This window comes from Enterococcus sp. AZ009 (genome assembly GCF_050548785.1).
Lineage (GTDB): Bacteria > Bacillota > Bacilli > Lactobacillales > Enterococcaceae > Enterococcus_D > Enterococcus_D entomosocium.
Map to the genome: position 1 here is coordinate 2,162,424 of NZ_CP172960.1, position 23,990 is coordinate 2,186,413.

Genomic DNA, 23,990 nt, shown 5'->3' on the forward strand with positions numbered 1-23,990 from the left:
CTACAACTCTGTTTAGAAAAACAACCGTTTCTTAGTCTGTTAAAACTGAATTCTTCTTATGTTAGTTGTTCAAAGGTACCCCACACTTTTACTTCTTGTTCTTCTACCATTGTTCTGCCTTTTGCTAGAACCGTTTCTACTGCTAATGAGTCTTTGTTCAGCAAGCAAATATCAGCATCCATCCCTGCTGCAAGACGTCCCTTTTGATCAAGCTTCAATACTTTCGCTGGATTGGAAGTGATTGCTCGAATGGCGATCTCCAATGGAATCTGCTCTTTTTGGACTGCTTCTTTAATGCCTACCATCAGCGCTCGCGAACTGCCGACACCCAGACCTATGAATTGATTGTTTTCATCAAAGTACGGGAGGCTGCCTTGCCCATCAGAGGTCATGGTAAATTGATCCAGGCCGATCCCTTCTGCTAACAAACGTTTCAATCCTTTACTGAAGCGAACCTCATCGTCTTCTTTTTCCCAGAAATCAGGATCTTCACTCGCCGTAAAATCAATCGTTCCACCCATTTTTGCAAAAGCAATACTTGCTTCGAAAAGCTCGCTGGTCCGATTGGCATGTGTCGGTAAAAATTGGCTGATTGGAATCTCTGTCTCTTCGATGGTTCGTAAAAGCAGCTCATATTTTTTCTTTCCTCCACCTAAGTGGACGTTTACGATACCTGCTTTTCCAGAAAGCATCCCACCAACACGAGCATCCGCAACCGCGCGGGTAAATTCTTCGAAACTTGGTTGTGAAGAACGATGGTCAGAAACGGCAATTTCACCGATACCAATAATTTTATCGATAGTCAAAAAATCTTGGATGATGGAATCCGTGACGGGCGCCAAAGGCAATCGATACGAACCGTCATAAAGATAAGTCGTGATGCCTTCCGCCTCTAGTCCACGCGCCTTACTGATCAAGGCAGTCATATCTCTGCCTACTCCGTCAGTACCTAAACAGCCAACCACTGTCGTTACTCCTGCAGAGGTCAATTGACTCAATTTCACTTCTGGTGTCCGGTTTTGAAAGCCGCCTTCCCCGCCACCTCCTAAGATATGAAAGTGGCAGTCAATAAAGCCGGGCACAGCGAGTAACCCTGTGCCATCGATTTCTTCAAGAGGAACACCTGAGAATCCTCCTTCAATCGAATCTTGAATAGCAATGATCTTGTCTTCATTTAATAAAATATCTTTTTTTCCTAAATAGTCAGGAGCGTAAACCTCTGCTTGTCGTATCACCTTCATAAGTGCTTCCTCCTTGTGCCTGATTGCTTCTTATTGCAAGCCGATTGCGACCGCAATAAAGATAAAAATCGTTCCTAATACAAATAAGAAACCTTGCATTTTGATCTGGAATTTCGCCCATTTCACCCATTCGATTCTTGCGACACCCAAGACACCGATCAGACTTGCCGATACTGGAGTGAAGGCATCCATAAAGCCCGAGCCTAATTGATAAGCTAAGACAGCGATCTGTCTAGAGACACCTAAAAGATCGGCTAATGGCGCCATGATCGGCATGGTTAATGCAGCTTGACCTGAATTTGAAGTCACGATCAAATTGAAGAAGCTTTGGAAAATGTACATGAACCAGGCACCAATAAATGCTGGAACATTGCTTAACAAACCGCCGATGCTGTGCAAAATCGTATTCAACGCTGACGGCACATTGGCATCAGAACCGCCGAGAACCAGAAGAATCCCTTTGGCCATCCCTACAACGATTGCAGTTCCTGCCAATTCTGAGGCACCAGATTGAAAGGCACTCGCCACATCATTCAAGCCCATATTTTCTAATTTGAAAAGAACCGCTATGATTCCTGCCCCTAAGCCCATAACAAAGAATTGAGAAGCAATCTCGGGAATATAGTAGCCTTTCTGCGTCACACCCCATACGATCCAGATCAAAACCGCCAGCATTTCAACCAAGATCAATTTATGACCTAATAAAAATGGTTTTTGCTCACTGGAGGTTTTTTCAAGATGATTTCTAAAATACGCATCCGATTGATACGTTAGCGATTTCTCAGGATTCTTGCGAATTCTTTCGGCATAGATCATGAGGTACCCTGCGGATAGTGCGGTAACCACGACCCACATGATGATTCGGAACGTTGCGCCTGAAAGAACGGGAATACCTGCGATCCCTTGAGCTACTGCCACACTAAACGGACTCATCCACGAGGTGGCATTTCCAATCTGGGAGGCGACATAGGTGACGGTGACCGCCACGATCGAATCATACCCCAATGCGATCACGAAAGGCACCATGACCATCGAAAACGGAATGACTTCTTCTGCCATCCCAAAGGTAGCGCCCCCAAATGAAAAAGCAAAGAACAACAGCGGCAATGCCAAGCGTTCTAATCCACGAGTTTTGCTGATAAATGCAAAGATCCCCGCATCAATCGCTCCGGTTTGCATGATAATACCAAACGCACCACCGACCACTAGGATCAGTGCTGCGATCCCAACTGCTGAGCCGTATTTATCACCAGAAACCAATCCTTCAAAAACAAAATTTAAGAAGCCGAAACCGTTAAAGTCATCAGTTCCCCAAACCTTGGCTGTTTTGTGCAGTTTTTCAGAAGTATCATAAATTTTTTCGCCGTAAAGACTGTAAAGCGTGTCATCGGTCAGTCCCACCTCATCTAATTGACTCTGGGACAACTCTTTAGGCCCTTCAGCTAGAACAGCTGCTAAAGCCTCAGGATCGACATCTAATTCTTCCAACTCTTGTGGATCGTCTTCCAATTGATTCAACTGTTGATAGACGTATTCGTTATCTAACGGGTAGGCATAACGAAACGAATCTTGCATCAAGACCGTTCTGGTACTTATTTCCCCATTTGCATCGGTATACTCGATTTCTTGTGTACTGAATTTTCCAGCGGGAACTAAGAAAGTCAGCAACCACGCCAACAATACGACCCCAAAGATGATGACATACGTATGAGGCGTTTTCATTTTAGTTAAATCTTTCTTTTCTTTCCCCTTTTTCGCTTTTTTTCCAATTGTCACTTTTTCTCTCCCTTTCCCTTTGCAGCGTTCTGCATAAATTATCATTTTTGCCTATTTTTTAGTATATCGAAAAAACGTTTTTTCCTCATGGGGAAAGCATTAGAATTCAAATAAACTACGTTATAAAAAGAAAGAAAAAGAAAAAGTGAAAAGAAGCCAGAAACGCTTCTTTTCACTACGAATGCTTAGTTTTCTTCAGAAAGCCCATCAAAATAAGTTTCAGTGTCTCGTTCATCTTGCTTTAATTGTTCGATCAACGCTTGTGCGCCATTGAAAGCGACTTGATCACGTAAGAAATGATGCCAGCGGATCGCCACGGTTTCACCATAGATATCTTGGTGAAAATCGAGAATATAGATTTCAACTGTTAACTGGCGCCCCTGACCAAACGTATCATTGTGACCAATCGATCCCATCGATGGATACCACTTGTCACCGACTTTGATTTCCGTCACATAGACGCCTTCTTTTGGCAACCGAACGGTGCTCTTTACTTTGATATTCGCGGTTGGAAACCCAAGTTCTCGTCCTCTAGCATCACCGTGAACGACGGTTCCTTCAAATTCATAAATATACCTTAACAAGCGATTGACTTGTGCCATATCGCCATTTTGTAGGGCAGAGCGAATGCGTGTGGAGCTAACCTTTTCTTCATCAAACGATTCTTGCGCGACAGTCACAACTTCAAAACGATTTTCTGCATATGTTGGTAACAGCGCCATGTTGGCTATCTCTTTCTTGCCGTAGGTATAGTCGAATCCAGCAACAACAACTTTTGCATGCAGACCGATCATGTATTCATCCACAAACACCTGTGGTGCCAGATTTGCAAAAGCAGAAGTAAACTCAATGATATAAAGAATATCTACTCCAAGCTTTTCCATATGCGCTTCCTTTTGAGCCAAGCTGGTCAGGTATTGCATTTTTTCAGGATCGACTTTTTGAAAAACGATCGAGGGATGTTGATTAAAGGTCATTAATGCCAATTTTAACCCTTTTTCTTCTGCGATCTTTCGTCCTGTTTCAATGACTTTCTGATGACCTAGATGTACGCCATCGAAAAAGCCTAACACTAAGACGATCTCCTCATCAGGAATCGTTTCGTGATCATAAGGGTGTCTCATTTCAATGATTTCCATGTTCATTCTCCTATTTCTGTACGGATGACTTTTACCGGTTTCATCATATCTTGGTATTTGTCATGAGCTTTATAGATACTGATCAATTGTTCTCGATAAAAAATCGCCACTAATTCCTCTGGGCGCTCTTGTAATCCAAACACGCTGAAAGGCAAGCGCATGCCATTTTTTACTTTCTGCCAGAGGTCCGCATCGATCGTCACTTGAACAAACTCCGATACCCCATATTCCACCGGTAGCAGTAGTTCCGAAACACGTTGTTCATCGACTGCCTTTTGCACCTCTGCAATCGTGTAAGATTGTTCTTTAGAAAAACCACCGCTTTTTAAGCGAGTCAAATCAGACATATGCGCGGGTACACCCAGCAATTTTCCTGTGTCGACCGCTAACGTGCGAACATAAGTCCCTTTTCCACAAGAAACTTCAAAACGCCAGCTTTGCGTATTGTCCTCATGAAAAACCGGCTCTGAAATTCGTTTGAAGGAATAAATTTCTGCTTTGCGCTGTGGTCGCTCGACAGTTTCATTGTTGCGAGCATATTCGTAAAGTCGTTTGCCATTGACTTTGACCGCCGAATACATCGGCGGGATCTGGGTAATCGTCCCCGTCAACTGTTTCATTGCCTGATCGATTTCTGTCTTCGTAAACGGACGAGTTAGTGCTTGTTGTTCAACGATATCCCCCGACCGATCTTCTGTAGTGGTACTGAAGCCCAAGGTGATTTCCCCGGTGTAGACTTTTCCAGAATCAACCAAGTATTCGACGATCTTCGTTCCTTTTCCGATACAAATGGGCAAGACACCATCCACGTCAGGATCTAGTGTGCCGCTGTGTCCGATTTTTTTTGTCTTTAATATTTTTCGTAATTTAAACACGCAGTCGTGACTTGTTTGTCCACGCTCTTTCCATAATGGTAAAATCCCGTCCATCGTATTCCTCCATTTCACTTCAACTTGCTTATTATAACATATAAAAAAAATTCATTGCACGACAAAATCCTTTTCGCTCCTTCTCATTACATGATAAACTAAGCATATAAGGAGGTCCTAAAATGGTTGTTTTAACGATAGGGTCATTTATTGGATTTGCCATCTTTTTGATCATGATTCAGCTCGGCACGATGCAGCGTTGGGAAGAAGCGTTTGCTTTGCAGATCATCCAGAGCCGTACGCCTTCTTTGACGCGCATGATGCACTTTTTTACCAATTTAGGAAAAGCCTTTCCGACAGTTGCGATCGCTTTACTATTGTTTGTCTTTCCATCATCGCGGGCGGATCTTGCACCAAAAACAGCAGTCAGTATCTTCATAGTATCAGCAGCTGCTTACCTGATCAAACGGATCGTCCGACGAGATCGTCCGATCGATCATCGTTTAGTTGAAGAAAAAGATCACAGCTTTCCTAGTGCCCATGCTGCCACATCCGCTGCCATGTACGGAACGATCGCCTTGAATCTTGGACAATTGGTTCCCTCAGCAGTCCTTCCGATGACTCTGCTGGCAGTTTTGTTAAGCTTTATGATCGGCTTTAGCAGAGTCTACTTAGGGATCCATTTTTTAACAGATGTGATCGGAGGCTGGCTCTTGGGGACAGGTGTTGCTGGACTGGTAACTTTACTGATGAATACCTGATGCTCTTTTCAAATAAAAAAGAACAGCTTCGATTGGAAGCTGCTCTTTTTTTTATTCTTCTGAGTGCAATGCGCGAATCATTTCATCAATTTTATTCCCGTATTGTACTGATTCATCCAATTCGAATTGGATTTCTGGAACTTTATAGAGCGTTAACGCTTGACCTAATTCACGACGAACCAAGCCAGTTGCTTTTTCCAGTCCTGCTTGGGCTTTTTGCTTATCTGAAGCTAAGTCCGTTAGGGTGCTGTAAAAGATCGTTGCTTGCTGTAAATCTCCAGTTACTCGTACATCTGTGATCGTCACATCTTGCACGCGAGGATCACGAACTTTTTTACGAAGAATTTGATTGACTTCTTTTAAGATTTCTTGTGCCACTCGGCGATCTCGATAGTTAGCCATTCAAAAAGCCTCCTTGTATAGTTGTCATTCCGTTATTTTGTCGGTACTTCTTCCATGACATAGCCTTCGATCACGTCATCAACTTTAAGATCGTTGAATTTCTCGATCATCGCGCCACATTCAAACCCTAGCTTCACTTCTTTGACATCATCTTTGAAGCGTTTCAAGCTGGCAAGTTTGCCTTCATAGATAACGATGCCGTCACGGATCACGCGGACGCCACTGTCACGGCGAATACTGCCTTCCGTTACGTAGCAACCTGCGATCGTGCCCACTTTAGATACTTTGTATGTTTCACGAACGATCATTTGACCAGTGATTTTTTCTTCGAATTCAGGATCAAGCATCCCTTTCATCGCAGTTTCGATTTCTTCGATCGCTTTGTAGATGATGCGATGCAAACGAATATCGACTTTTTCCGCTTCCGCTTGCTGTTTGGCTTGCGGTGTTGGACGGACGTTGAATCCGATGATGATGGCATTACTTGCTGCTGCTAGCGTTACATCACTTTCATTGATTGCACCAACGGCTGAATGGACGATGTTCACTCGCACACCTTCAACATCGATTTTCTTCAATGAAGCAGCTAATGCTTCAGCTGAACCTTGTACGTCTGCTTTGATGATGACATTTACTTCTTTCAGTTCGCCTTCTTTTAGACTTTCAAACAAGTTATCCAATGTCACACGACTGCTTGATGCGCGTTGCTCCATCAAAGCACGTTTTGCACGTTCTTCACCCGCTGCTCGAGCTGTTTTCTCGTCTTCAAAAGTAACGAAACGATCACCTGCTTGAGGCACATCATTCAATCCTGTGATTTCGACTGGTGTAGCAGGTCCAGCTGCTTTATCACGACGACCTAAATCATTCGTCATTACGCGAACACGACCGAAAGTATTCCCTACAACAATTGGATCACCTACATGAAGAGTCCCTTGTTGAACCAATAGTGTTGCTACAGGACCTTTTCCTTTATCAAGGCGCGCTTCAATGACTGTACCGATCGCCCGTTGGGTAGGATCAGCTTTCAAATCTTCGACTTCTGCTACTAAGAGGATCATTTCAAGCAATTCTTCAATGTTTTGCCCAAATTTCGCTGAGATTTCAACGAAGATCGTATCGCCACCCCAAGCTTCTGGGATCAACTCATGTTCACTTAATTCTTGCATCACATGTTGTGGGTTAGCACCTGGTTTATCGATTTTGTTTACTGCAACGATGATCGGCACTTTTGCTGCTTTCGCATGGTTGATCGCTTCTACTGTTTGTGGCATCACTCCATCATCAGCGGCGACAACAAGAATCGTGATATCGGTGATACTTGCTCCCCGTGCACGCATACTAGTGAAGGCCGCGTGTCCAGGAGTATCTAAGAAAGTAATTGGTTTGCCATTGATGTCGATTTGGTAAGCGCCAATATGCTGCGTAATTCCCCCAGCTTCACCACTTGTTACGCGTGAATGACGTAAAGTATCAAGCAATGTTGTTTTCCCGTGGTCAACGTGACCCATGATCGTCACAACAGGTGGTCGTGATACTAAATTCTCTTCAATTTGTTCTTCTGCTTCGAAGAATTTATCGATGTCTGCGATATCCACTTGAACTTTTTCTTGTGGTTCGATTCCGTAATCGGTAGCAAGCAGTTCAATCGTATCTTTATCTAAAGGTTGGTTTTGATTGACCATAACCCCCATCATAAAGAGTTTCTTGATGATCTCTGCTGGTTCACGGTAGATTTTTTTCGCGATATCCGCTACGTTCATGCCTTCTGAATATTCCAATACTTCTGGTAGCTCACGGAATTTACGTGCTGGAACTGGCGGTTTCTTTTCCGTCTGCTGACGGCCTTTTTTGCCTTTTTTATTGAATTTGTTGCGATTGTTATTGTTGAAATTATTGTTGCGTCCACCGTAGTTTGACTTGCCGCGGTTTTGATTTCCTCCACGAGAATCATTCGATCCTTGCGGACGGTTATTGTTACGGTCTGCCCCTTGCGTATTTCCTGCAGATTGAGCGGCCGGACGGTTTTGTTGCCCTTGGTTATTTGGACGGTTTTGCTGTCCTTGGTTTGTTGGGCGATTTTGTTGCCCTTGATTATTCGGACGGTTTTGTTGTCCTTGGTTTGTTGGGCGATTCTGTTGCCCTTGATTATTCGGACGGTTTTGCTGTCCTTGATTGTTCGGACGATTTTGTTGTCCTTGGTTGTTTGGACGGTTTTGCTGTCCTTGATTGTTCGGACGATTTTGTTGTCCTTGATTGTTCGGACGATTTTGTTGTCCTTGGTTTGTTGGGCGATTTTGTTGCCCTTGATTATTCGGACGGTTTTGTTGTCCTTGGTTTGTTGGGCGGTTTTGTTGCCCTTGATTGTTACGATTCTCTTGGTTATTCACTCGATTATGACTTCCTTGGTTATTTGGTCTGTTACTTCCTTGACTGTTCGTGCGATCTACTTGTCCTTGACCAGCAGGACGGTTATTGCTTTGCGTAGTTCGCTGTTGACTTTGATTGTTATGACGGTTTTGGAAGTTAGGATTATTTCTTTGCGTTTTAAATTTCTTTTGTTCTTGTTTTTCCGGCTGGTTGGCTGGTTTCTGATTTGCGGGATTTGAGTTTGCAGATGTTTTACCATTTGGATTGCCGCCTAATGACTGCTGCAATTTTTGCGCCTCTCCATCTGAGATCGCGCCCATATGATTTTTGACATCAAAGCCTAAAGATTGTGCTTTTTCAACAACCTCTTTGCTCGACTTATTCCATTCTTTTGCAAGTTCATAAATTCTTTTTTTTCCCATGCAATCACCTTCCTAACCTAATATTAATTCCTGCACCTTCCTTGCAAATCCTTGATCTAAGATGCCAATGACCATTCTTGGTTTCCCAATGGCCGCACTGATTTCATCAGCAGAAAATGCATCTAGGAGCGGAATTTCGTAATAAGAACTTTTGTCCTTAATTTTCTTTTGTGTATTTTTACCAGCATCACTGGCGATAATGACTAAAGCAGCTTTCTCATTGCGAATCTCTTTTAAAGTCATTTCTTCACCAGTTACTAATTTCCCAGCACGCATGGCTAGTCCTAACATATTTAATGCTTTGGTTTTATTCATTTGCAAATAACTCTTTTCGCGCTTTTTGGTGCGTTACATAGTCCAATAGTTCTTGGTAAAATTCATCTGTCAATTTCGTTTCCAGCACTCGATCCAAGATACGCTTATCCCATGCTTTCTGGGCTTCAGCCGGTTCGATCGCTATATAAGCTCCCCGACCTGGCATTTTTCCTGTCGGATCGATGGAAACAACGCCTTCTTTTGAACGAGTGATACGAAGCATTTCTTTCTTAGGTAGCATTTCGCCTGAAATCACTGATTTTCGTAAAGGAATTTTTCGTTTTTTCATCACGATCTCACCTCAACTATTTTTCGTCAAACTCAACATTTTCATAATCATCCGCAGTCATGTCTGATGGAAGGATCGCTTCATCAACTGTTTCTGCAGATTCTGTTGCTTCTGTACTGATTTCTTCAGCAGCTTCTGAAGCATTGGCATCATACTCATCGATATAGTCGCCTTCATCCAGCTTCGCATAAAATTCTTCCATGTCTGTTTCTGATTTGATATCGATTTTGAAGCCAGTCAATTTGGCTGCTAGGCGAGCATTTTGTCCGCGTTTACCGATCGCTAATGATAGTTGGTAATCAGGCACGACAACAGTACAAGCCTTCGGATTATCAACATCAAAAATAACGTCGCTGACTTCTGCTGGATTCAACGCATTGGCGATGAAGATCGCTGGATCTTCATTCCATTCCACGATGTCCATGTTTTCGCCTTTTAGTTCATTGACGATCGCTTGAACCCGTTGACCTTTAGGGCCAACACAAGTGCCGACTGGATCGACGTTGGCATCAAAGGAACGAACAGCAACTTTGGCACGATCCCCTGCTTCACGAGCAATACTTACGATCTCTACAGTACCATCATATACTTCTGGCACTTCTTGTTCAAATAATCGGCGCAGCAAATCTGGATGGCTGCGGCTAACGAATACTTGAGGTCCTTTTGAAGTATTTTCAACACGAGAAACGAATACTTTGATCCGATCATGGGGTTGATAAAACTCATTTGGCATTTGGTCTTGTTTTGAAAGCACGGCTTCAATTTTGCCTAAGTTTACATAGATATAACGATTGTCTTGGCGTTCAACGATTCCTTGCAAAATGTCTTTTTCGTACGCACTAAATTCGTTATAGATAATGTTTCTTTCCGCTTCACGGACCCGTTGCAAAATGACTTGTTTTGCCGTTTGCGCCGCAATACGACCAAAATCTTTAGGCGTTACTTCAAAGCGGATTTTGTCGCCGATTTCATAAGCGGGGTTGATTGTCATCGCTTCTTTTAATGAAACCTCTAGTTGCGAGTCCATGACTTCTTCTGTCACTTCTTTGACTGCATAGACGTGGATATTGCCTTTTTTCTGATCAAATTCTACTTCCACATTTTGTGCTTGCCCGTAATGACGTTTGTACGCTGAAACCAATGCCGCTTCCAAGGCATCGATGACAATCTCTTTTGAAATGCCTTTCTCTGCTTCTAATGCATCCAATGCATTCAACATTTCTTTACTCATGATTCTTTCATTCCTCCGTGTTTAAAATTGAATGGCTAAACGAGCTTTGGCAATATTTTTCCGGTCGATCGTTCGTTCTTTTTCTCTGGTTTTGATTCGGGTCTTCATAACTAGCTGATTTTCATCGAATGACTGTAAAAAGCCTTCGAACTGTTTTTCTCCATCAATCGGTTGATATAAAGAAACATGAATGTACTCGCCGACTGCCCGTTGATAATCTGCTTCTTTCTTCAATGGACGCTCGGCGCCAGGGGAAGAAACTTCCAAGAAATAGGCCTGTGGAATAGGATCAGGTTCGCATTGGTCTAATTGTTCACTAAGTTGTTCACTGACAAAGGCACATTCCTCGATATCGATTCCGCCTTCTTTATCAATGAACACACGAAGAAACCAATTTTTCCCTTCCTTCACGAATTCTACTTCAACTAATTCAAATTTTTGCGCATCCAGAATAGGGGTCACTATATCTGTAACAGTTTCCACTACCGTACTCACAACATCGCCTCCTTTATTTCTCAACGAAACGAACTTCATTCCATTAAAAAGAGTGAGCGAAAAAACCGCTCACTCACTCTAAGTATCATTACATTGTAAATATAACACAATTTTCATAAAGATTCAACTACTGTCGCATGTTCCCTTCGCTTTCAGAAAAAAACAAAGCATTTTCTTAAAGATTTTTAATGCTTGGGTGAATGGCTGTTAGTGAATCACTTGACCAATCCGACGTAGTAGTTGTGGGAAAATGCTCTCTGGATCAAAGTCCATTGGCGCGTCATGTGGAAAATGAAGCCAGAGCCGACCACCATAAACCACTAGTACCAAAAGTGTCAATGTCACCCACAGGTTGTGACTGTAGTAAAGTTTGCTGATTTTCGGATTTTTTTTGAATAAAACGATTCCGAATACGATCGGCACTAACCAAAACAAGGGATGAAAATGCAGCGCACCTTCAAGATCACCCTGAAATAAGTGCAAGTAGGCGCGCGTCATGCCACAACCTGGACAAGGAAACCCCGTTAACCATTTAAACGGACAAATCAATAATCTACCCAATCATCTGAATCAGACGAATCGTTTGTATTGTTAGATGAGGTCATGGCATTTTGATCAGCCGCTTCCCACATTTGGTTCATATCACCTTGTAAAATCGCCATGTTGATGAAATCAAAAGCAAACAGGCTCAAGACGACAAAAAGAATTTTGTTGTCACTCAGACGAGGCATATTCGCTCGCTGTTGTGCACTCATAAAGATATCCGCAATTCGGTACCACCAATAAATTTGATACAATCCACAAGTAAGGATCGTGAGTAAAATCGACGTCTCTGGCGAAAGACGATTATCCCCGCTGTATTCTGCCAGCTCTTTGGTTGTTTGGTACATCCAAAAGAATGTATAAATGCCACAAGTAATAAATGTTAATAAAATGACCGATACAACCGATTTCTTTCTAACTCCGTAATTATAATTCATCACAAACTCCTTCTAGTTTATTCCTTTTTATCACATACTAATTATACACGATTTTATTCACAAAAACAAAAAAAATCTAATCATTTTATTTTATATAGATTAAAAAAGGTAAATAGCACCTGCTGAAAGCAGGTGCCTATACTATAAAATCATTCGTTTTCTTTGAACCAAAAGCTATGCTCGGCTATAATTTTTCACTTCAGCAGCCATTGCATCAACAAACAGATTCAATTCTTCGACTTGGGTCTCCTTGCTGCCGTAGCGACGGATATTGACTGTCGCATCATTGACTTCTTGATCCCCAACAACAATTTGGTAAGGAATTTTTTGGGTTTGTGATGCACGGATCTTATACCCCATTTTTTCGTTGCGGTCATCCACTTCCACTCGCAGTCCTTGCGCTTGCAGGCGTTCTTTGATTTCGTAAGCATAGTCGCTGTGGGCTTCGACTGAGACCGGAATGATCGATGCTTGGATTGGTGCCAACCAAGTCGGGAATGCCCCTTTATAGACTTCTGTCAGGTAAGCCACAAAACGTTCCATCGTTGAAACGATTCCGCGGTGGATCACCACTGGACGGTGATTGTTTTCGCCATCTTCACCAACATATGTTAGATCAAACCGTTCAGGCAATAAGAAATCCAATTGGATCGTTGACAAGGTTTCTTCCATACCTAAAGCTGTTTTCACTTGGACATCTAGTTTAGGTCCGTAGAAAGCTGCTTCACCGTCAGCTTCAAAATAATCCAATTCTAATTCATCCATGGCCGCTTTTAGCATTGTTTGCGCATTTTCCCACATCGCATCGTCATCAAAATATTTGTCTTTGTTTTGTGGATCGCGATAACTTAAACGGAAACGATAGTCAGTAATATTAAAGTCTTCGTAAACGCCCACCATAAGATCCAGTGTCCGTTTGAATTCTTCTTTGATTTGATCAGGACGAACAAATGTATGACCATCATTTAAGGTCATTTCCCGAACCCGTTGCAACCCTGATAGTGCCCCTGATTTTTCATAGCGGTGCATCATTCCTAATTCAGCGATCCGAATTGGTAGTTCACGATACGAATGGATGTCATTTTTGTAAACCATCATGTGATGCGGGCAATTCATTGGTCGTAGAACCAGCATTTCGCCATCCCCCATATCCATTGGTGGGAACATGTCCTCGTGGTAATGATCCCAGTGCCCTGATGTTTTGTATAAATCCACGTTTGCCATGATTGGTGTGTAAACGTGTTGGTACCCAAGGCTAACTTCTTTATCCACGATATAACGCTCGATCGTACGACGGATCGTTGCTCCTTTTGGCAACCAGAAAGGCAAACCCGCGCCGACTTCAGGGGACAACATAAACAATTCTAATTCTTTCCCTAATTTACGATGATCGCGTTCTTTTGCTTCTTCTCGTAAACGAATAAATTCCTTCAAGTCTTTCTTATCGAAAAAGGCTGTTCCATATACCCTTTGCATCATTTGATTATCAGAACTTCCACGCCAATAGGCTCCGGCTACTGATAACAATTTGTACACTTGGATACGACCTGTCGATGGGACATGAGGGCCGCGGCATAAGTCAACAAATTCTCCTTGCTGATAGGCAGTAATCGTTTCGTCATCTGGTAATTCTGTGATCAACTCAACTTTGTATGGATCTTCAGCAAAAAGAGCCAAAGCTTCCTCTTTTGTTAATACACGTCGTTCAATTGGCAGATTTTCTTTAATGATTTTCATCATTTCTGCTTCGATTGCTGGTAGATCTTCCGCAGTTACTGGGTTTTCCCCATTGTCTGTGTCATAGTAAAAACCAGAATCAATTGCAGGTCCTACTCCAAAATGGATCGATGGATAGAGTCTGCGCATGGCTTGAGCCATTAAATGAGCTGTCGAATGACGAAGTAAACCTAAGGCGTCTTCATGATCGGGTGTCACGATCTCAATCGTTGCATCTTCTTCGATCGGACGTGAAAGATCGATCAGTTGTCCATTGACTTTTCCAGCTAAGGCTTTTTTTGCAAGACTTTTCGAGATACTTTCAGCAATCTCTTTAGTTGTTACCCCAACAGCAAATTCTTTTTTTGCGCCATCAGGAAATGTAATAAATAATGACATATGAATGTCCTCCTTTGAATGATTTCAATCAATAAAAAAGTCCTAGTATCGGTTACGATACTAGGACGATCACTCGTGGTTCCACCTATTGTTCGAAAACAGAAAAAGTCTGTTTTCCTCTTCATGAGATAACGGTTCAACCGCCTCCGTTTCGACAGAGGTCTAAAAAAGTGGTCATCCTTTGGTTTTCTTCCAGGAAATTTTCAGCCAAGATTTCCCTCTCTTATCGAAGACTCTCAAACTCAGGTGTCTTTTTTATTGATCGATTATGGCTCAATTAAACCACTACCTACAAGAAAAAGCAAGAGAATTATTTCCAATCGCCATTCACAGCATAGGTTCCTTGCTTCATTTCATTGATGATGACATGGATATGCTCCTTAGGGGCACCCGTATTTTTATGGACCGCCTCAGTGATTTCTTTCATCATATTCGTCAGTTGTTCTTGCGAACGCCCTTCAACTAGTTCGACATGAATAAATGGCATACGATTTCCTCCTTTGTTTGCTTTTGATTATACACCTTTTTCAAAAAGACAAAAGCTATTCCCATGATTTCCAAAGAAAAACGTGTCTTTATTCCTCCTGATACACGACAGAAAACTTTTCACAAACGCATAGCATTTGATCGTGAAAAGACAACCCCGCTGAGGCATAAGCTCGTCGAAAAAAAGCTTCATGAACACGGCGCCAATAAGCCAAAGTGCGATCTCCTTCCCCTTCTAAAAAGGCAAACGCTGCTGTCACTTCATCAAATGGCACGATCGACACTGACTCTAAATAAAGAACAGCTCTTGGTACATCCGAACCATCTAAAAGGACACTATACGTTTCTGATTGTGGCAATGCTTCTTGCTCGATTTCATAGAGCGCAGCGGCGGAGGTCGTCGCTGTCTTTTTGCCAGCTAAAACAAGTGCTGCCAGTTCATCCGCCATTTCTGAAGTATCACCAAAGGACCAAGCATCTTCATAGGTCAGAGAAGATTGATTTCTTGGATTTGCTTTTAAAAACCGCTGCCAAAACGCTTGAATCTGACTGTCTTTTATTTTTGGTTCTCTGGTCTCATCTGCCAATTTTTTTCACTCCAATACTTCGTATATGTTTGGACATTCTCAGCTTCTTGCCAATCATAGGCCAACCCTAATTTCTCGCTGATTTTCTTTGCTTGCTTATCAAATCGTTTTTGCATCTTCAAAAGGGACTGACCGCAAGCAGTGATCGTGGAAAAATCAAGCAATGAGGTCAATTCCCGCCACTCCTTTTCCGTTAGAAACGACTGCAGGTATTTATGATTTTTCCCAGTACTCACCTGAAATTGCTGAGCATGGGCAACAAACAAATCTTCTATCCATAACAATTCTTGCCAACAAATGGTGTATAAATGATCCGTAGCATAAATTAGTTGCTTTCGAAGCAGCCCTTTCACGACATACGTGCTTACCCACCAAAATTCGTTGCAGTGTTCTTGAAAAGCGGCTTGGGTCGGGCGCTTGATCCAGTAATGCGAATGATTTGCTTGATTAGCAAAACTTAGTAATTGGTCTGGATCAAGCAGCGGCTGCAAGCCTGGTTCTTTAGCAAGACGATCGACCAGTGCAAGTGGACATAGCATGAGATCGATTCTTACTCCGTCTAAAAAATGCATCAAGTACGTAAAACACCCGCCCAAACTCGGCGGATAAATCGTGCTAGCTTCCGGTGTTTGCCTGATCATGATTGATCCAAAGGCTTCTAACCATGAAGAATCATCGACCAAAGGCTGAATATCCTCCATCACGAAGACCACGTCAAAATCCTGCAAAATATCTTTTGGCGCCTGTGGATCGGTCCGTGAACCAGATAAACCGATGGCACGTGCCCCAACACGTTTCCCAACAGACAGGATCAATTGGCGCAATTCTGCTTCTTCTCTCACCTTTTCCACCTCTATTTCGTTTCGTTTTTGAACACCTAAGCTCTTTTTATAAATATTAGCATAGTTTCTTTTTTTCCACGACATTCACAGGGAAAATATGCTATAATTTTATGTCGCAATTTTTTTAAGGAGGATCCTTCGTGAACGAACGTCAAAAAGAACAACAACATGTCAATGAAACCATTGCTCTGATCCACAGAGAACAAGCGATCCTTTCGCAGCAAAAACAAGAATTAGCCGCTAAAATGGATGATCAATTAAAAGAAATCGCCGATAAGAAAATTCGCGGAGGCGACAGTGAAGCCTTTTATGAATCAGTGATCGAGTACCAGCAGCATGAACAAGAACTGCTGATCAAGTATCAAACCGCAGAATCACAAGAAAAACGCGTCAAAACCCTAACAACGATGGCAGGCAATCCCTACTTTGCTCGAATCGATTTCAAAGAAGAGCAAGAAACCGAGACCCTCTATTTAGGGATCGCTTCTTTACGAGACAAAGAGGAAGAAACGATCGTCATTGACTGGCGCGCACCGATCGCTAATCTTTACTATGAAGGAGAACTTGGTGAAACATTCTACGAAACAGACACCGACCGTTTTACGGTAGAGCTGCTCTTAAAACGCCAGTTTAAAATTCAAAATGGTGAGATCTTATCGATGGTCGATACTTCGGAGATCATCAATGACGAATTTTTATTGGAAATCTTGGATGAGGCCTCTTCTTCTCAAATGCGTAACATCGTTTCAACGATCCAAAAAGCACAGAACCAAATTATTCGTGATACCACCAATAAATTTTTACTGATCGAAGGGATTGCTGGAAGTGGGAAAACCTCTGCTTTATTGCAACGGGTCGCCTTTTTACTTTACCGTAATCGCAAATGGCTGGACGAAAAACAAGTCTTGCTGTTTTCACCCAATCATTTGTTTTCTGACTATATATCCATGGTCCTGCCTTCATTAGGGGAAAGTGAAGTGCCCACAAGAACCTTCCACCACTTTATCCAATTGATTCTGACTGGCTATGAAGTAACAAAAGAAACCCAACAAGAAGAGAACTTTTTAAGCGGCGACGATGATGCCATTGAAAAAATCAAAAGTAGTCTTTTCTTGGTGGAAAAAATCAACCGTTATGTCCGTTCGATTGCACCGATCGGCCCCTTGTTCCGTGATCTAAAAATCCAAGGGCAAACCTATTTGACAAAAGAACAGATTCGCCGCTGGTACCAAGAAACCAATCATGAATTGCCGATTTACCAAAGAACCCAACTGCTTCAAACAAAATTATTAAAAAAAATCGGCGGCTTGGAAAAAGATGAAGCCAAAAAAGACTGGGTCAAAGAAGCGACCGAAGAGCAATTGCAACAAGTATTTACCAACGATCCTCATCAAGAATACAGCGAAGAAAACGAACGCCGTTTGCGGAAGAAACTCAGACAGCAGATCGTCCGTAAGAAGTTCCGTTCCTTGACGCGGGGAGTGAAAAACTTTCAGTTTATCAACCAAGCCAAGCAATACTTACACTTTTTACAATCGGTTGAGTCTGCTGCAGTCAAAGAAACTGGCATCGAGGCTGCGGCTTGGCAGCAAAGTATTGCCAACATTCGCCAAGGAATGCGCCAAAGACAAATCAAACAAGAAGACGCCGTTTTGTTTTTCTTACTGATCAAACAGCTTTATCCTGTTCACGTCGAAGAAAAAGCTCGGTTTATCTTTATCGATGAAATGCAGGATTTTCCACCAGCACAAGTGGCTCTGCTGCGTCAGCTTTATCCAAAGGCTGGTATCACCCTGTGCGGCGATTTGAACCAAAAAGTTTATGGCAATGAAACGATCGTCGGAGCATTAGCAGAATTATTCCCCCACGAAAGCGTGAAACGTTATCAATTGAAAACCAGCTATCGTTCGACTAAGGAAATCACAGATTTCGCCAATCAATTTTTAGTTGGCAGTGATCAAGTGGAATTGACGGCTCGTAAAGGTGCGGTACCAACAATTGTTAAAGGAACTGAATCTGAAAATCTGGCTTTCCTAGAAACCAGTATTCGAAAGGCAGCGGAGAATCAGCGTTGGCGCACCGCGATCATTTGTAAAACCGCAAAGGATTGCCAGCAGTTATATGCCCAGCTGACAGAAACAATGCAGGAACAAGTGCAGCTGATCACCTCTGAAGAAGACTTCATGAAACGCAATGTCATGATCTTCCCGGCCTTTTTAGCAAAAGGGCTAGAGTTTGACCAAGTATTTGTCTGGACACCAGGTGCCACTTTCGCGACTGAACAAGACCAATTGATTTTTTATACAATGGCGACACGGGCGATGCATCAGTTGACCGTCCTTACCCAAGAAGAATTGCCGCTTCTAGTGAAAGCTGATCCTGCCACTTATCAGTTTCAAGAAGCATCACGGATTGACGAATAACCTAACAAAAAAACATCACTTTCGACTGATTCTCAAATGAAACCAGCCGATTGTGATGTTTTTTAGCCTTTTAATTCGCCAATAAATAAGCGGGTTTCTGGATAACGCATCCCAACGATTGTTAAAATCATCTGCAGCTCAGAAACGTGTTCCGGATCTTCTGGAACAAATAATTTTGTATGACGTCCGATACTGCCATTATCGATCAAACGATGGGTACGATTCCATTGACTAAATTCCTCGATCGTTGTAAAGCGACTAAGAGGAAAACCAGCACCGTCGAGAATTTCCGTCAATCGAAAAAGCACATAAGAACTATCGATCACCAATTCTTTTCTGTGAGGTAAAGCACGCGTTCGCTTATAATCAATAATTGCTTTTTCTGGTCGGTGTTCCAAAAGCCAATCCAACAGCATGAAGAACCCTTCCATTCGATAATCATCGATAAAGAGCCGTTCAGAGTATTCCGACATGCGAAAGACCAAAGGAATCAAGAATCGCTCTTTATAAATTAACAAGGGTGCGCGATCAACGACGACATTTAAATAACGATTCAAATAAGAAGAACCACGATAATCGCCTAGACGATACCCTTCCACCCCATACTTTTGATATTTCCGACAAAGAGCCGAGCAGTCAGAAATCGATACAGACACTTCTGCTAGCTTTTCAAAACCACTTAAGATTCGATTAAATGGCTCTAAAACGATTTTTTCTTCCATGTCTGCCCCCCTAACGAGTTGTTTGCTTATGTAGTAAATCATAACATATAAAATGTCTGGAAACCAACTGAAAAGACGATGAATATTGAAGAATTTTCAAGAGAAGTGCTTCTCGCTCTCTTGTTTTTTTCACTTGACTAAACAACGGAAGGTTGATGAAAAAAACACCAAAAAATGGCAGCCAGATCACCTCTAGGCTGCCAGTATGTCTTATTCTTCAGCGTCTGCCACATTGTGATAGACATTTTGAACATCTTCAAGATCTTCTAATACATCGATCATTTTTTCGAATTTTTCTAGATCATCGCCAGTTAAGGTTACTTCATTTTGAGGAATCATTTGCATTTCAGCAATTGAAAATTCGGTGATTCCTTTTTCTTTCAAGGCTTCCTGAATGGCATGGAAGTCACTTGGTTCACCGTGAACGATAATTTGTCCATCTTCTTCAACAACATCACGAACATCGATCTCTTTGTCCATCAAGTATTCTAAGATCTCATCGGCATCGTCACCAGCAAAGCCAAATAATGCTGTGTTATCAAACATATAAGCAACTGCCCCAGAAACACCCATATTCCCGCCGTTTTTACCAAAAGCGGCCCGAACATCGGCTGCGGTACGGTTGACGTTGTTTGTCAAAGTATCGACGATCACCATTGATCCATTTGGTCCAAATCCTTCATATCGAAGTTCTGAGTATTGTTCATCGCCAGAACCTTTGGCTTTTTCAATCGCACGGTCAATAATGTGTTTTGGCACATTGTAGGTTTTCGCACGTTCGATAACAAAGCGTAATTTTTGGTTCGCGTGAGGATCAGGATCACCCGATTTTGCTGCTGCGTAGATTTCGATTCCAAATTTTGCATAAACTCGGCTATTGTTTGCATCTTTAGCAGTTTTTTTCGCTACGATATTTGCCCATTTACGACCCATGATTTCACTTCGCTTTCTTGTTTTTAAAAATCCTTATTCATTATACTTGTCAAATGGCGTTCTGTGAAGCAATTTTCACTTATTTATCAATAAAAAGCGGAATTCTTCGAAAATTTTGTTCTGAGATTTGAGCATTCCCTTGCTGATAAATCTGGTCGATCCGCAATGACAAGCCGTAGCGCTGTGCTTCTTTCTTACCGAATTTAGCGATCAGCGACAGGGTCAGCTCTTTTTTGACTTCTTTTAAATAGTGCTGCCCTTGCTTTGTATAGCCTAAGACTCGAATAAAGGGATGTGCTTGGGCTTCCTTCATTTCAGCTTTTGTCACTTGGAACAATACATAACAAGCAAGACGCTGCAGTCTCGTTTGGGTATAGCGTTTTGTCTTTAACAACTTGATAAAATCTGCAAACGAATCCGCCGCAGTCACATATTGTTTTAGTCGATATTCTAGTCCTTCTTCCATCTGGTAAATAGCAGCTAATTTTTCGAGGGGGGCAGAAATGATCTGGTATTGAAGATACGGCCAAAAGGCTTCCCAGTCGACTGTTGTTTGCGAAAGAAATTTTTGTGTTGCTTCAGGAACAAAATCCACAACAGCTTCACCTTGTTTGAGTCCTTGACGAATGGCTGTGGCACTAGCGATCGTTGGATGCTCAAATTGTTCTGAATGATAAGAGGCCGCAATTCGTTGGATGGGAACAAGCCTCATTGGTTTTTCATAACACAACACTTCCCGTGCATACGCCATACCCAACAGATGATTCGGCTGGTCTTTTTCTGCATGGTACTCAGGATAAAGCTCACTGAGGACCATACTCATTTTTTGACTATAGGTAGCATTTTGCCTAGCTATGCGTTGAAATGCGTCATCGATCATCCGCTGATTTTCTTTTTCAAACTGAGCGAACTTTGCATAGTCAAAGGGTTGTTTCGCATCTGTACCAAAACACAAAGAATCACATTGCAGATTTTGTAAGATCCTAATCGCTCCCGCTGCAAAAAAATCAGCAGACTGGACGGCCCAAGCGGATGGCAGTTCAACGACCAAATCGACGCCATTTTGCAATGCCGCTTGGGCTCGTTGCCATTTATCGATGATTGCTGGTTCACCACGCTGTAAAAAATTCCCACTCATCACGGCTACAATGACATCAGCGTTGGTTTCTTGCCTGGCTTTGTCCACATGGTATTGGTGGCCATGGTGAAAAGGGTTATATTCTACGACTAGTCCGCAAGCCTTCATCGACATCCCTCCTGTTTTACATAACGGTTACTTATGGCAGACAAAAAACCAGCGACGGCTTTTTTCATTTGGTTTTGTATCGATAAAATCAGCGTAGCATTCAACATTAGCAAAACCAGCATTTTCTAACATTCTTAAATAGCTTTCGAGAGGATAGGTTCTTTCTTGATGAAGCTCATCTAAGCGTTCAAACAACCCATTCTCTTGTGCAACAAAAAAGGTCAAGAAATGTTCAATGCTATGGTCTTTTTCTCCTTGATAGCTTTCCCAAAGAAAGGCAAATTCATCCGTCTGGTAATGGTAGCTATAATCAGGAAACACTTCATTGATTTGATATAAGGAATGCACATCAAATAAAAAGACGCCATCTTCTTCTAAACAACTGTAAACACCATCAAAAACTTGCTGCACACTCTGCTCGTCTTCCATGTAGCAAAGGGAGTCAGAATAGCAAGTAATAGCTTGATAGGTGCCAATATCTACGAGATCCAGCATATCACCCGCAACAAATTGCACAGCCGCCTCTTCTTTTTCAGCCCGTTGACTAGCGATCATCAGCATCTCTTCTGAAAGATCTAACCCAGTCACATCAAACCCAGCCTTGGCAAATTCAACGGCTAACGCACCGGTTCCACAAGCCAATTCTAACAGCTGTTTTCTTTTTCCTAAATGACGACAAGAAAAATCCAGCCACTTTTTATAGAGACTGGAATCCATTACTTCGTCATAGACAAATGCGAAGGTTTCGTAAGCCATTACGCCACGACCCATTCATTAAGATCCACAAGCGGCGCATCAGACCATAATTTTTCTAGGTTGTAAAAAGCACGTTCTGAGGCACTGAATACGTGAACGATCACGTCACCTAAGTCGATCAAGACCCATTTTCCACCATCTTTTCCTTCGACACGGCGAACAGATACTTGATTTTCTTCTTCTTTATCGATGACTTCATCAATGATCGCATTGATTTGACGTTCGCTATTTCCTGAACAGATCACAAAGTAATCTGCTAGCAAAGAGATTTCCCGCACATCTAATGCCATAATATCTTCGGCATGTTTTGAATCGGCGGCTTTTACAGCAATTTCTAATATTTTCTGACTATCTATGGTAATTCCCTCCTATATTTGGCTACCCAAAAATTGTAGGTTTCGATCGTTTTTGGGTAGATAACTGCTTCTGTTTCGATCAAATGAAGCAAGGTATGTTTCGTTTCGTAAGCAACAGCGGCATCTAAGTCGATCATTGCGATTTCTCTGGCTTCAACGACTCCAGGAAACGTACGACCGGGTTCGATATAATCTGCCACATAGATGATTTTATCTAACAGGCTCATCTTGGCAGCTCCGGTGGTGTGCAAACGGATCGCTTGTAAGATTTCTTCGTCATCGATTTCTAATTCTCGTTGAACGAAATCAGCACCGACGAGTCCATGCCAGATAGCATTGTTCCAGTTCAAGAGATCCAAGTCGAATCCGTCTCTACGAATGACTAATTGAAATTCTTCATCGCTGCGTTCCTTCGCATAATCATGCGTCAAGGCAGCGATACTGGCTTTGACCGGTGAAGCACCATATTTTTCCGCAAGGGCAACGGCCGTTTTTTCGACACCTAACACATGCTCAAAGCGCTTTTGACTCATCTGCATTTGGACCTTTTGCATCAAAAGTTCCCGTTCTGCTTGTGTGTAGTGTTCACTCTTCATCCAAGTACAACCCCTTTTCTTGAATATAGTGTAACACATTATCTGGCAATAAGTAGCGAACCGAACAACCTTGTTGCATTTTTTTACGAATTGTTGTTGAGCTGACATCCATTAGCGGGATATCGATCCAAATAATCGGGTATGGGCTATCGATCGGCACTTCTGGACGGCGAACCCCCACAAAAGTCACCAATTCCATCAGCTCATCGATTTGATGCCATTTTGGTAAATAGTTCACCATATCCCCGCCAATGATAAAATAATAATTGGTATCTGGATTCTTAGCTGTCAATTCCCGAATCGTATCAACCGTATAACTCTTACCTTTTCGTTCCAACTCAATGGTCTCTACAGCAAATCGCGGATTATCGGCGATCGCCAACTCCAACATCGCTAAGCGATGCTCCGCTGGGATCGTCTTTTTCTCATCAACATGAGGCGGTAAATACTCAGGCATGAAATAAACTTTATCCAGCCCTAATGCTTGCCCTACTTGCTCACCCATGACCAGATGTGCGTAGTGTACTGGATTAAAATTCCCACCAAGAATGCCCACTTGCTTTTTCGGTACCAGTTCTTGTGTTTGTGTCTCTAAAACCGTTTGTACCTTTCCAAATGTTTGTCCTTGCATGCCTTCT

Annotated in this window: 25 protein-coding genes; 2 read left to right on the forward strand and 23 right to left on the reverse strand. The window is 42.4% G+C overall.

From position 1 onward, the window contains the following. Window positions 1-56: 56 nt before the first annotated feature. The 4 genes from iadA to truB all read right to left on the reverse strand — a co-directional run bounded on the left by iadA (window position 57) and on the right by truB (window position 5,085). The gene (gene iadA, locus IGJ74_RS10405; protein WP_016620344.1) at window positions 57-1,241 is read right to left on the reverse strand and encodes a beta-aspartyl-peptidase; all 1,185 of its coding nucleotides are present in this window, start codon (window positions 1,239-1,241) and stop codon (window positions 57-59) included. Between the two features lie 30 nt (window positions 1,242-1,271). Then, window positions 1,272-2,963: a putative basic amino acid antiporter YfcC gene (gene yfcC / locus IGJ74_RS10410; protein WP_176273503.1), complete on the reverse strand. Its 1,692-nt coding sequence runs from the start codon at window positions 2,961-2,963 to the stop codon at window positions 1,272-1,274. Between the two features lie 239 nt (window positions 2,964-3,202). Continuing rightward, window positions 3,203-4,156, reverse strand: coding sequence for a riboflavin biosynthesis protein RibF (ribF, locus tag IGJ74_RS10415; RefSeq protein WP_194199627.1), 954 nt, complete (start codon window positions 4,154-4,156; stop codon window positions 3,203-3,205). A 2-nt stretch (window positions 4,157-4,158) separates the two neighbouring features. Further along, window positions 4,159-5,085, reverse strand: a complete 927-nt coding sequence (gene truB, locus IGJ74_RS10420) for a tRNA pseudouridine(55) synthase TruB (RefSeq protein WP_016610162.1) — start codon at window positions 5,083-5,085, stop codon at window positions 4,159-4,161. 122 nt (window positions 5,086-5,207) lie between these two features. On the opposite strand from truB, the gene IGJ74_RS10425 reads away from it, so the two are divergent. After that, on the forward strand, window positions 5,208-5,786 hold the full coding sequence (locus tag IGJ74_RS10425; protein ID WP_005235629.1) for a phosphatase PAP2 family protein: 579 nt from the start codon (window positions 5,208-5,210) through the stop codon (window positions 5,784-5,786). Between the two features lie 51 nt (window positions 5,787-5,837). On the opposite strand, the gene rbfA is transcribed toward IGJ74_RS10425, so the two are convergent. The 12 genes from rbfA to IGJ74_RS10485 form a co-directional block, all read right to left on the reverse strand. After that, window positions 5,838-6,188, reverse strand: a complete 351-nt coding sequence (gene rbfA, locus IGJ74_RS10430) for a 30S ribosome-binding factor RbfA (protein ID WP_005225925.1) — start codon at window positions 6,186-6,188, stop codon at window positions 5,838-5,840. A 32-nt stretch (window positions 6,189-6,220) separates the two neighbouring features. Further along, complete coding sequence (gene infB / locus IGJ74_RS10435; protein WP_194188498.1) at window positions 6,221-8,980, reverse strand: translation initiation factor IF-2; 2,760 nt, start codon at window positions 8,978-8,980, stop codon at window positions 6,221-6,223. Between the two features lie 12 nt (window positions 8,981-8,992). Continuing rightward, the gene (locus tag IGJ74_RS10440; RefSeq protein WP_005235626.1) at window positions 8,993-9,295 is read right to left on the reverse strand and encodes a YlxQ-related RNA-binding protein; all 303 of its coding nucleotides are present in this window, start codon (window positions 9,293-9,295) and stop codon (window positions 8,993-8,995) included. After that, window positions 9,288-9,584, reverse strand: coding sequence for an RNase P modulator RnpM (gene rnpM, locus IGJ74_RS10445; protein WP_005225922.1), 297 nt, complete (start codon window positions 9,582-9,584; stop codon window positions 9,288-9,290). Before rnpM ends, IGJ74_RS10440 begins: the two co-directional genes overlap by 8 nt. Before the next feature lie 16 nt (window positions 9,585-9,600). Next, window positions 9,601-10,815: a transcription termination factor NusA gene (gene nusA / locus IGJ74_RS10450; RefSeq protein ID WP_008378144.1), complete on the reverse strand. Its 1,215-nt coding sequence runs from the start codon at window positions 10,813-10,815 to the stop codon at window positions 9,601-9,603. Window positions 10,816-10,836: 21 nt separating this feature from the next. Then, a complete protein-coding gene (gene rimP, locus IGJ74_RS10455) occupies window positions 10,837-11,310 on the reverse strand; it encodes a ribosome maturation factor RimP (RefSeq protein WP_008378146.1) in 474 nt (157 codons plus the stop codon). A gap of 207 nt (window positions 11,311-11,517) precedes the next feature. Next, on the reverse strand, window positions 11,518-11,871 hold the full coding sequence (locus IGJ74_RS10460) for a DUF2752 domain-containing protein (protein ID WP_034695542.1): 354 nt from the start codon (window positions 11,869-11,871) through the stop codon (window positions 11,518-11,520). Next, on the reverse strand, window positions 11,856-12,290 hold the full coding sequence (locus IGJ74_RS10465; RefSeq protein ID WP_008378150.1) for a DUF4234 domain-containing protein: 435 nt from the start codon (window positions 12,288-12,290) through the stop codon (window positions 11,856-11,858). Before IGJ74_RS10465 ends, IGJ74_RS10460 begins: the two co-directional genes overlap by 16 nt. A gap of 174 nt (window positions 12,291-12,464) precedes the next feature. Continuing rightward, window positions 12,465-14,405: a threonine--tRNA ligase gene (gene thrS, locus IGJ74_RS10470; RefSeq protein WP_005235617.1), complete on the reverse strand. Its 1,941-nt coding sequence runs from the start codon at window positions 14,403-14,405 to the stop codon at window positions 12,465-12,467. 310 nt (window positions 14,406-14,715) lie between these two features. Beyond that, on the reverse strand, window positions 14,716-14,892 hold the full coding sequence (locus IGJ74_RS10475; protein ID WP_005225916.1) for a 2-hydroxymuconate tautomerase: 177 nt from the start codon (window positions 14,890-14,892) through the stop codon (window positions 14,716-14,718). Window positions 14,893-14,980: 88 nt separating this feature from the next. Further along, window positions 14,981-15,478, reverse strand: coding sequence for an ASCH domain-containing protein (locus IGJ74_RS10480; protein WP_005235615.1), 498 nt, complete (start codon window positions 15,476-15,478; stop codon window positions 14,981-14,983). Continuing rightward, window positions 15,448-16,320 (reverse strand): aminoglycoside 6-adenylyltransferase, encoded by an 873-nt coding sequence (locus IGJ74_RS10485; RefSeq protein ID WP_034872541.1) that lies wholly within the window; start codon window positions 16,318-16,320, stop codon window positions 15,448-15,450. The genes IGJ74_RS10480 and IGJ74_RS10485 overlap by 31 nt, the downstream gene beginning before the upstream one ends. A 140-nt stretch (window positions 16,321-16,460) precedes the next feature. Between IGJ74_RS10485 and helD the strand changes: the two genes are divergently transcribed. Further along, window positions 16,461-18,743: an RNA polymerase recycling motor HelD gene (helD, locus tag IGJ74_RS10490; protein ID WP_086299382.1), complete on the forward strand. Its 2,283-nt coding sequence runs from the start codon at window positions 16,461-16,463 to the stop codon at window positions 18,741-18,743. Window positions 18,744-18,805: 62 nt separating this feature from the next. On the opposite strand, the gene IGJ74_RS10495 is transcribed toward helD, so the two are convergent. The 7 genes from IGJ74_RS10495 to IGJ74_RS10525 form a co-directional block, all read right to left on the reverse strand. After that, window positions 18,806-19,465, reverse strand: a complete 660-nt coding sequence (locus IGJ74_RS10495; RefSeq protein WP_008378159.1) for a hypothetical protein — start codon at window positions 19,463-19,465, stop codon at window positions 18,806-18,808. Window positions 19,466-19,675: 210 nt separating this feature from the next. Next, the gene (locus tag IGJ74_RS10500) at window positions 19,676-20,398 is read right to left on the reverse strand and encodes a YebC/PmpR family DNA-binding transcriptional regulator (RefSeq protein ID WP_005225911.1); all 723 of its coding nucleotides are present in this window, start codon (window positions 20,396-20,398) and stop codon (window positions 19,676-19,678) included. Between the two features lie 79 nt (window positions 20,399-20,477). After that, on the reverse strand, window positions 20,478-21,644 hold the full coding sequence (locus IGJ74_RS10505) for a nucleotidyltransferase (protein WP_218192979.1): 1,167 nt from the start codon (window positions 21,642-21,644) through the stop codon (window positions 20,478-20,480). A 27-nt stretch (window positions 21,645-21,671) separates the two neighbouring features. Then, window positions 21,672-22,400: a class I SAM-dependent DNA methyltransferase gene (locus IGJ74_RS10510; RefSeq protein WP_016612181.1), complete on the reverse strand. Its 729-nt coding sequence runs from the start codon at window positions 22,398-22,400 to the stop codon at window positions 21,672-21,674. Beyond that, window positions 22,400-22,741, reverse strand: a complete 342-nt coding sequence (gene rsfS, locus IGJ74_RS10515; RefSeq protein ID WP_034695537.1) for a ribosome silencing factor — start codon at window positions 22,739-22,741, stop codon at window positions 22,400-22,402. The genes IGJ74_RS10510 and rsfS overlap by 1 nt, the downstream gene beginning before the upstream one ends. 11 nt (window positions 22,742-22,752) lie before the next feature. Continuing rightward, window positions 22,753-23,352: a bis(5'-nucleosyl)-tetraphosphatase (symmetrical) YqeK gene (gene yqeK, locus IGJ74_RS10520; RefSeq protein WP_005225907.1), complete on the reverse strand. Its 600-nt coding sequence runs from the start codon at window positions 23,350-23,352 to the stop codon at window positions 22,753-22,755. Continuing rightward, window positions 23,342-23,983 (reverse strand): nicotinate-nucleotide adenylyltransferase, encoded by a 642-nt coding sequence (locus IGJ74_RS10525; protein WP_218192978.1) that lies wholly within the window; start codon window positions 23,981-23,983, stop codon window positions 23,342-23,344. Before IGJ74_RS10525 ends, yqeK begins: the two co-directional genes overlap by 11 nt. Between the last annotated feature and the right edge of the window lie 7 nt (window positions 23,984-23,990).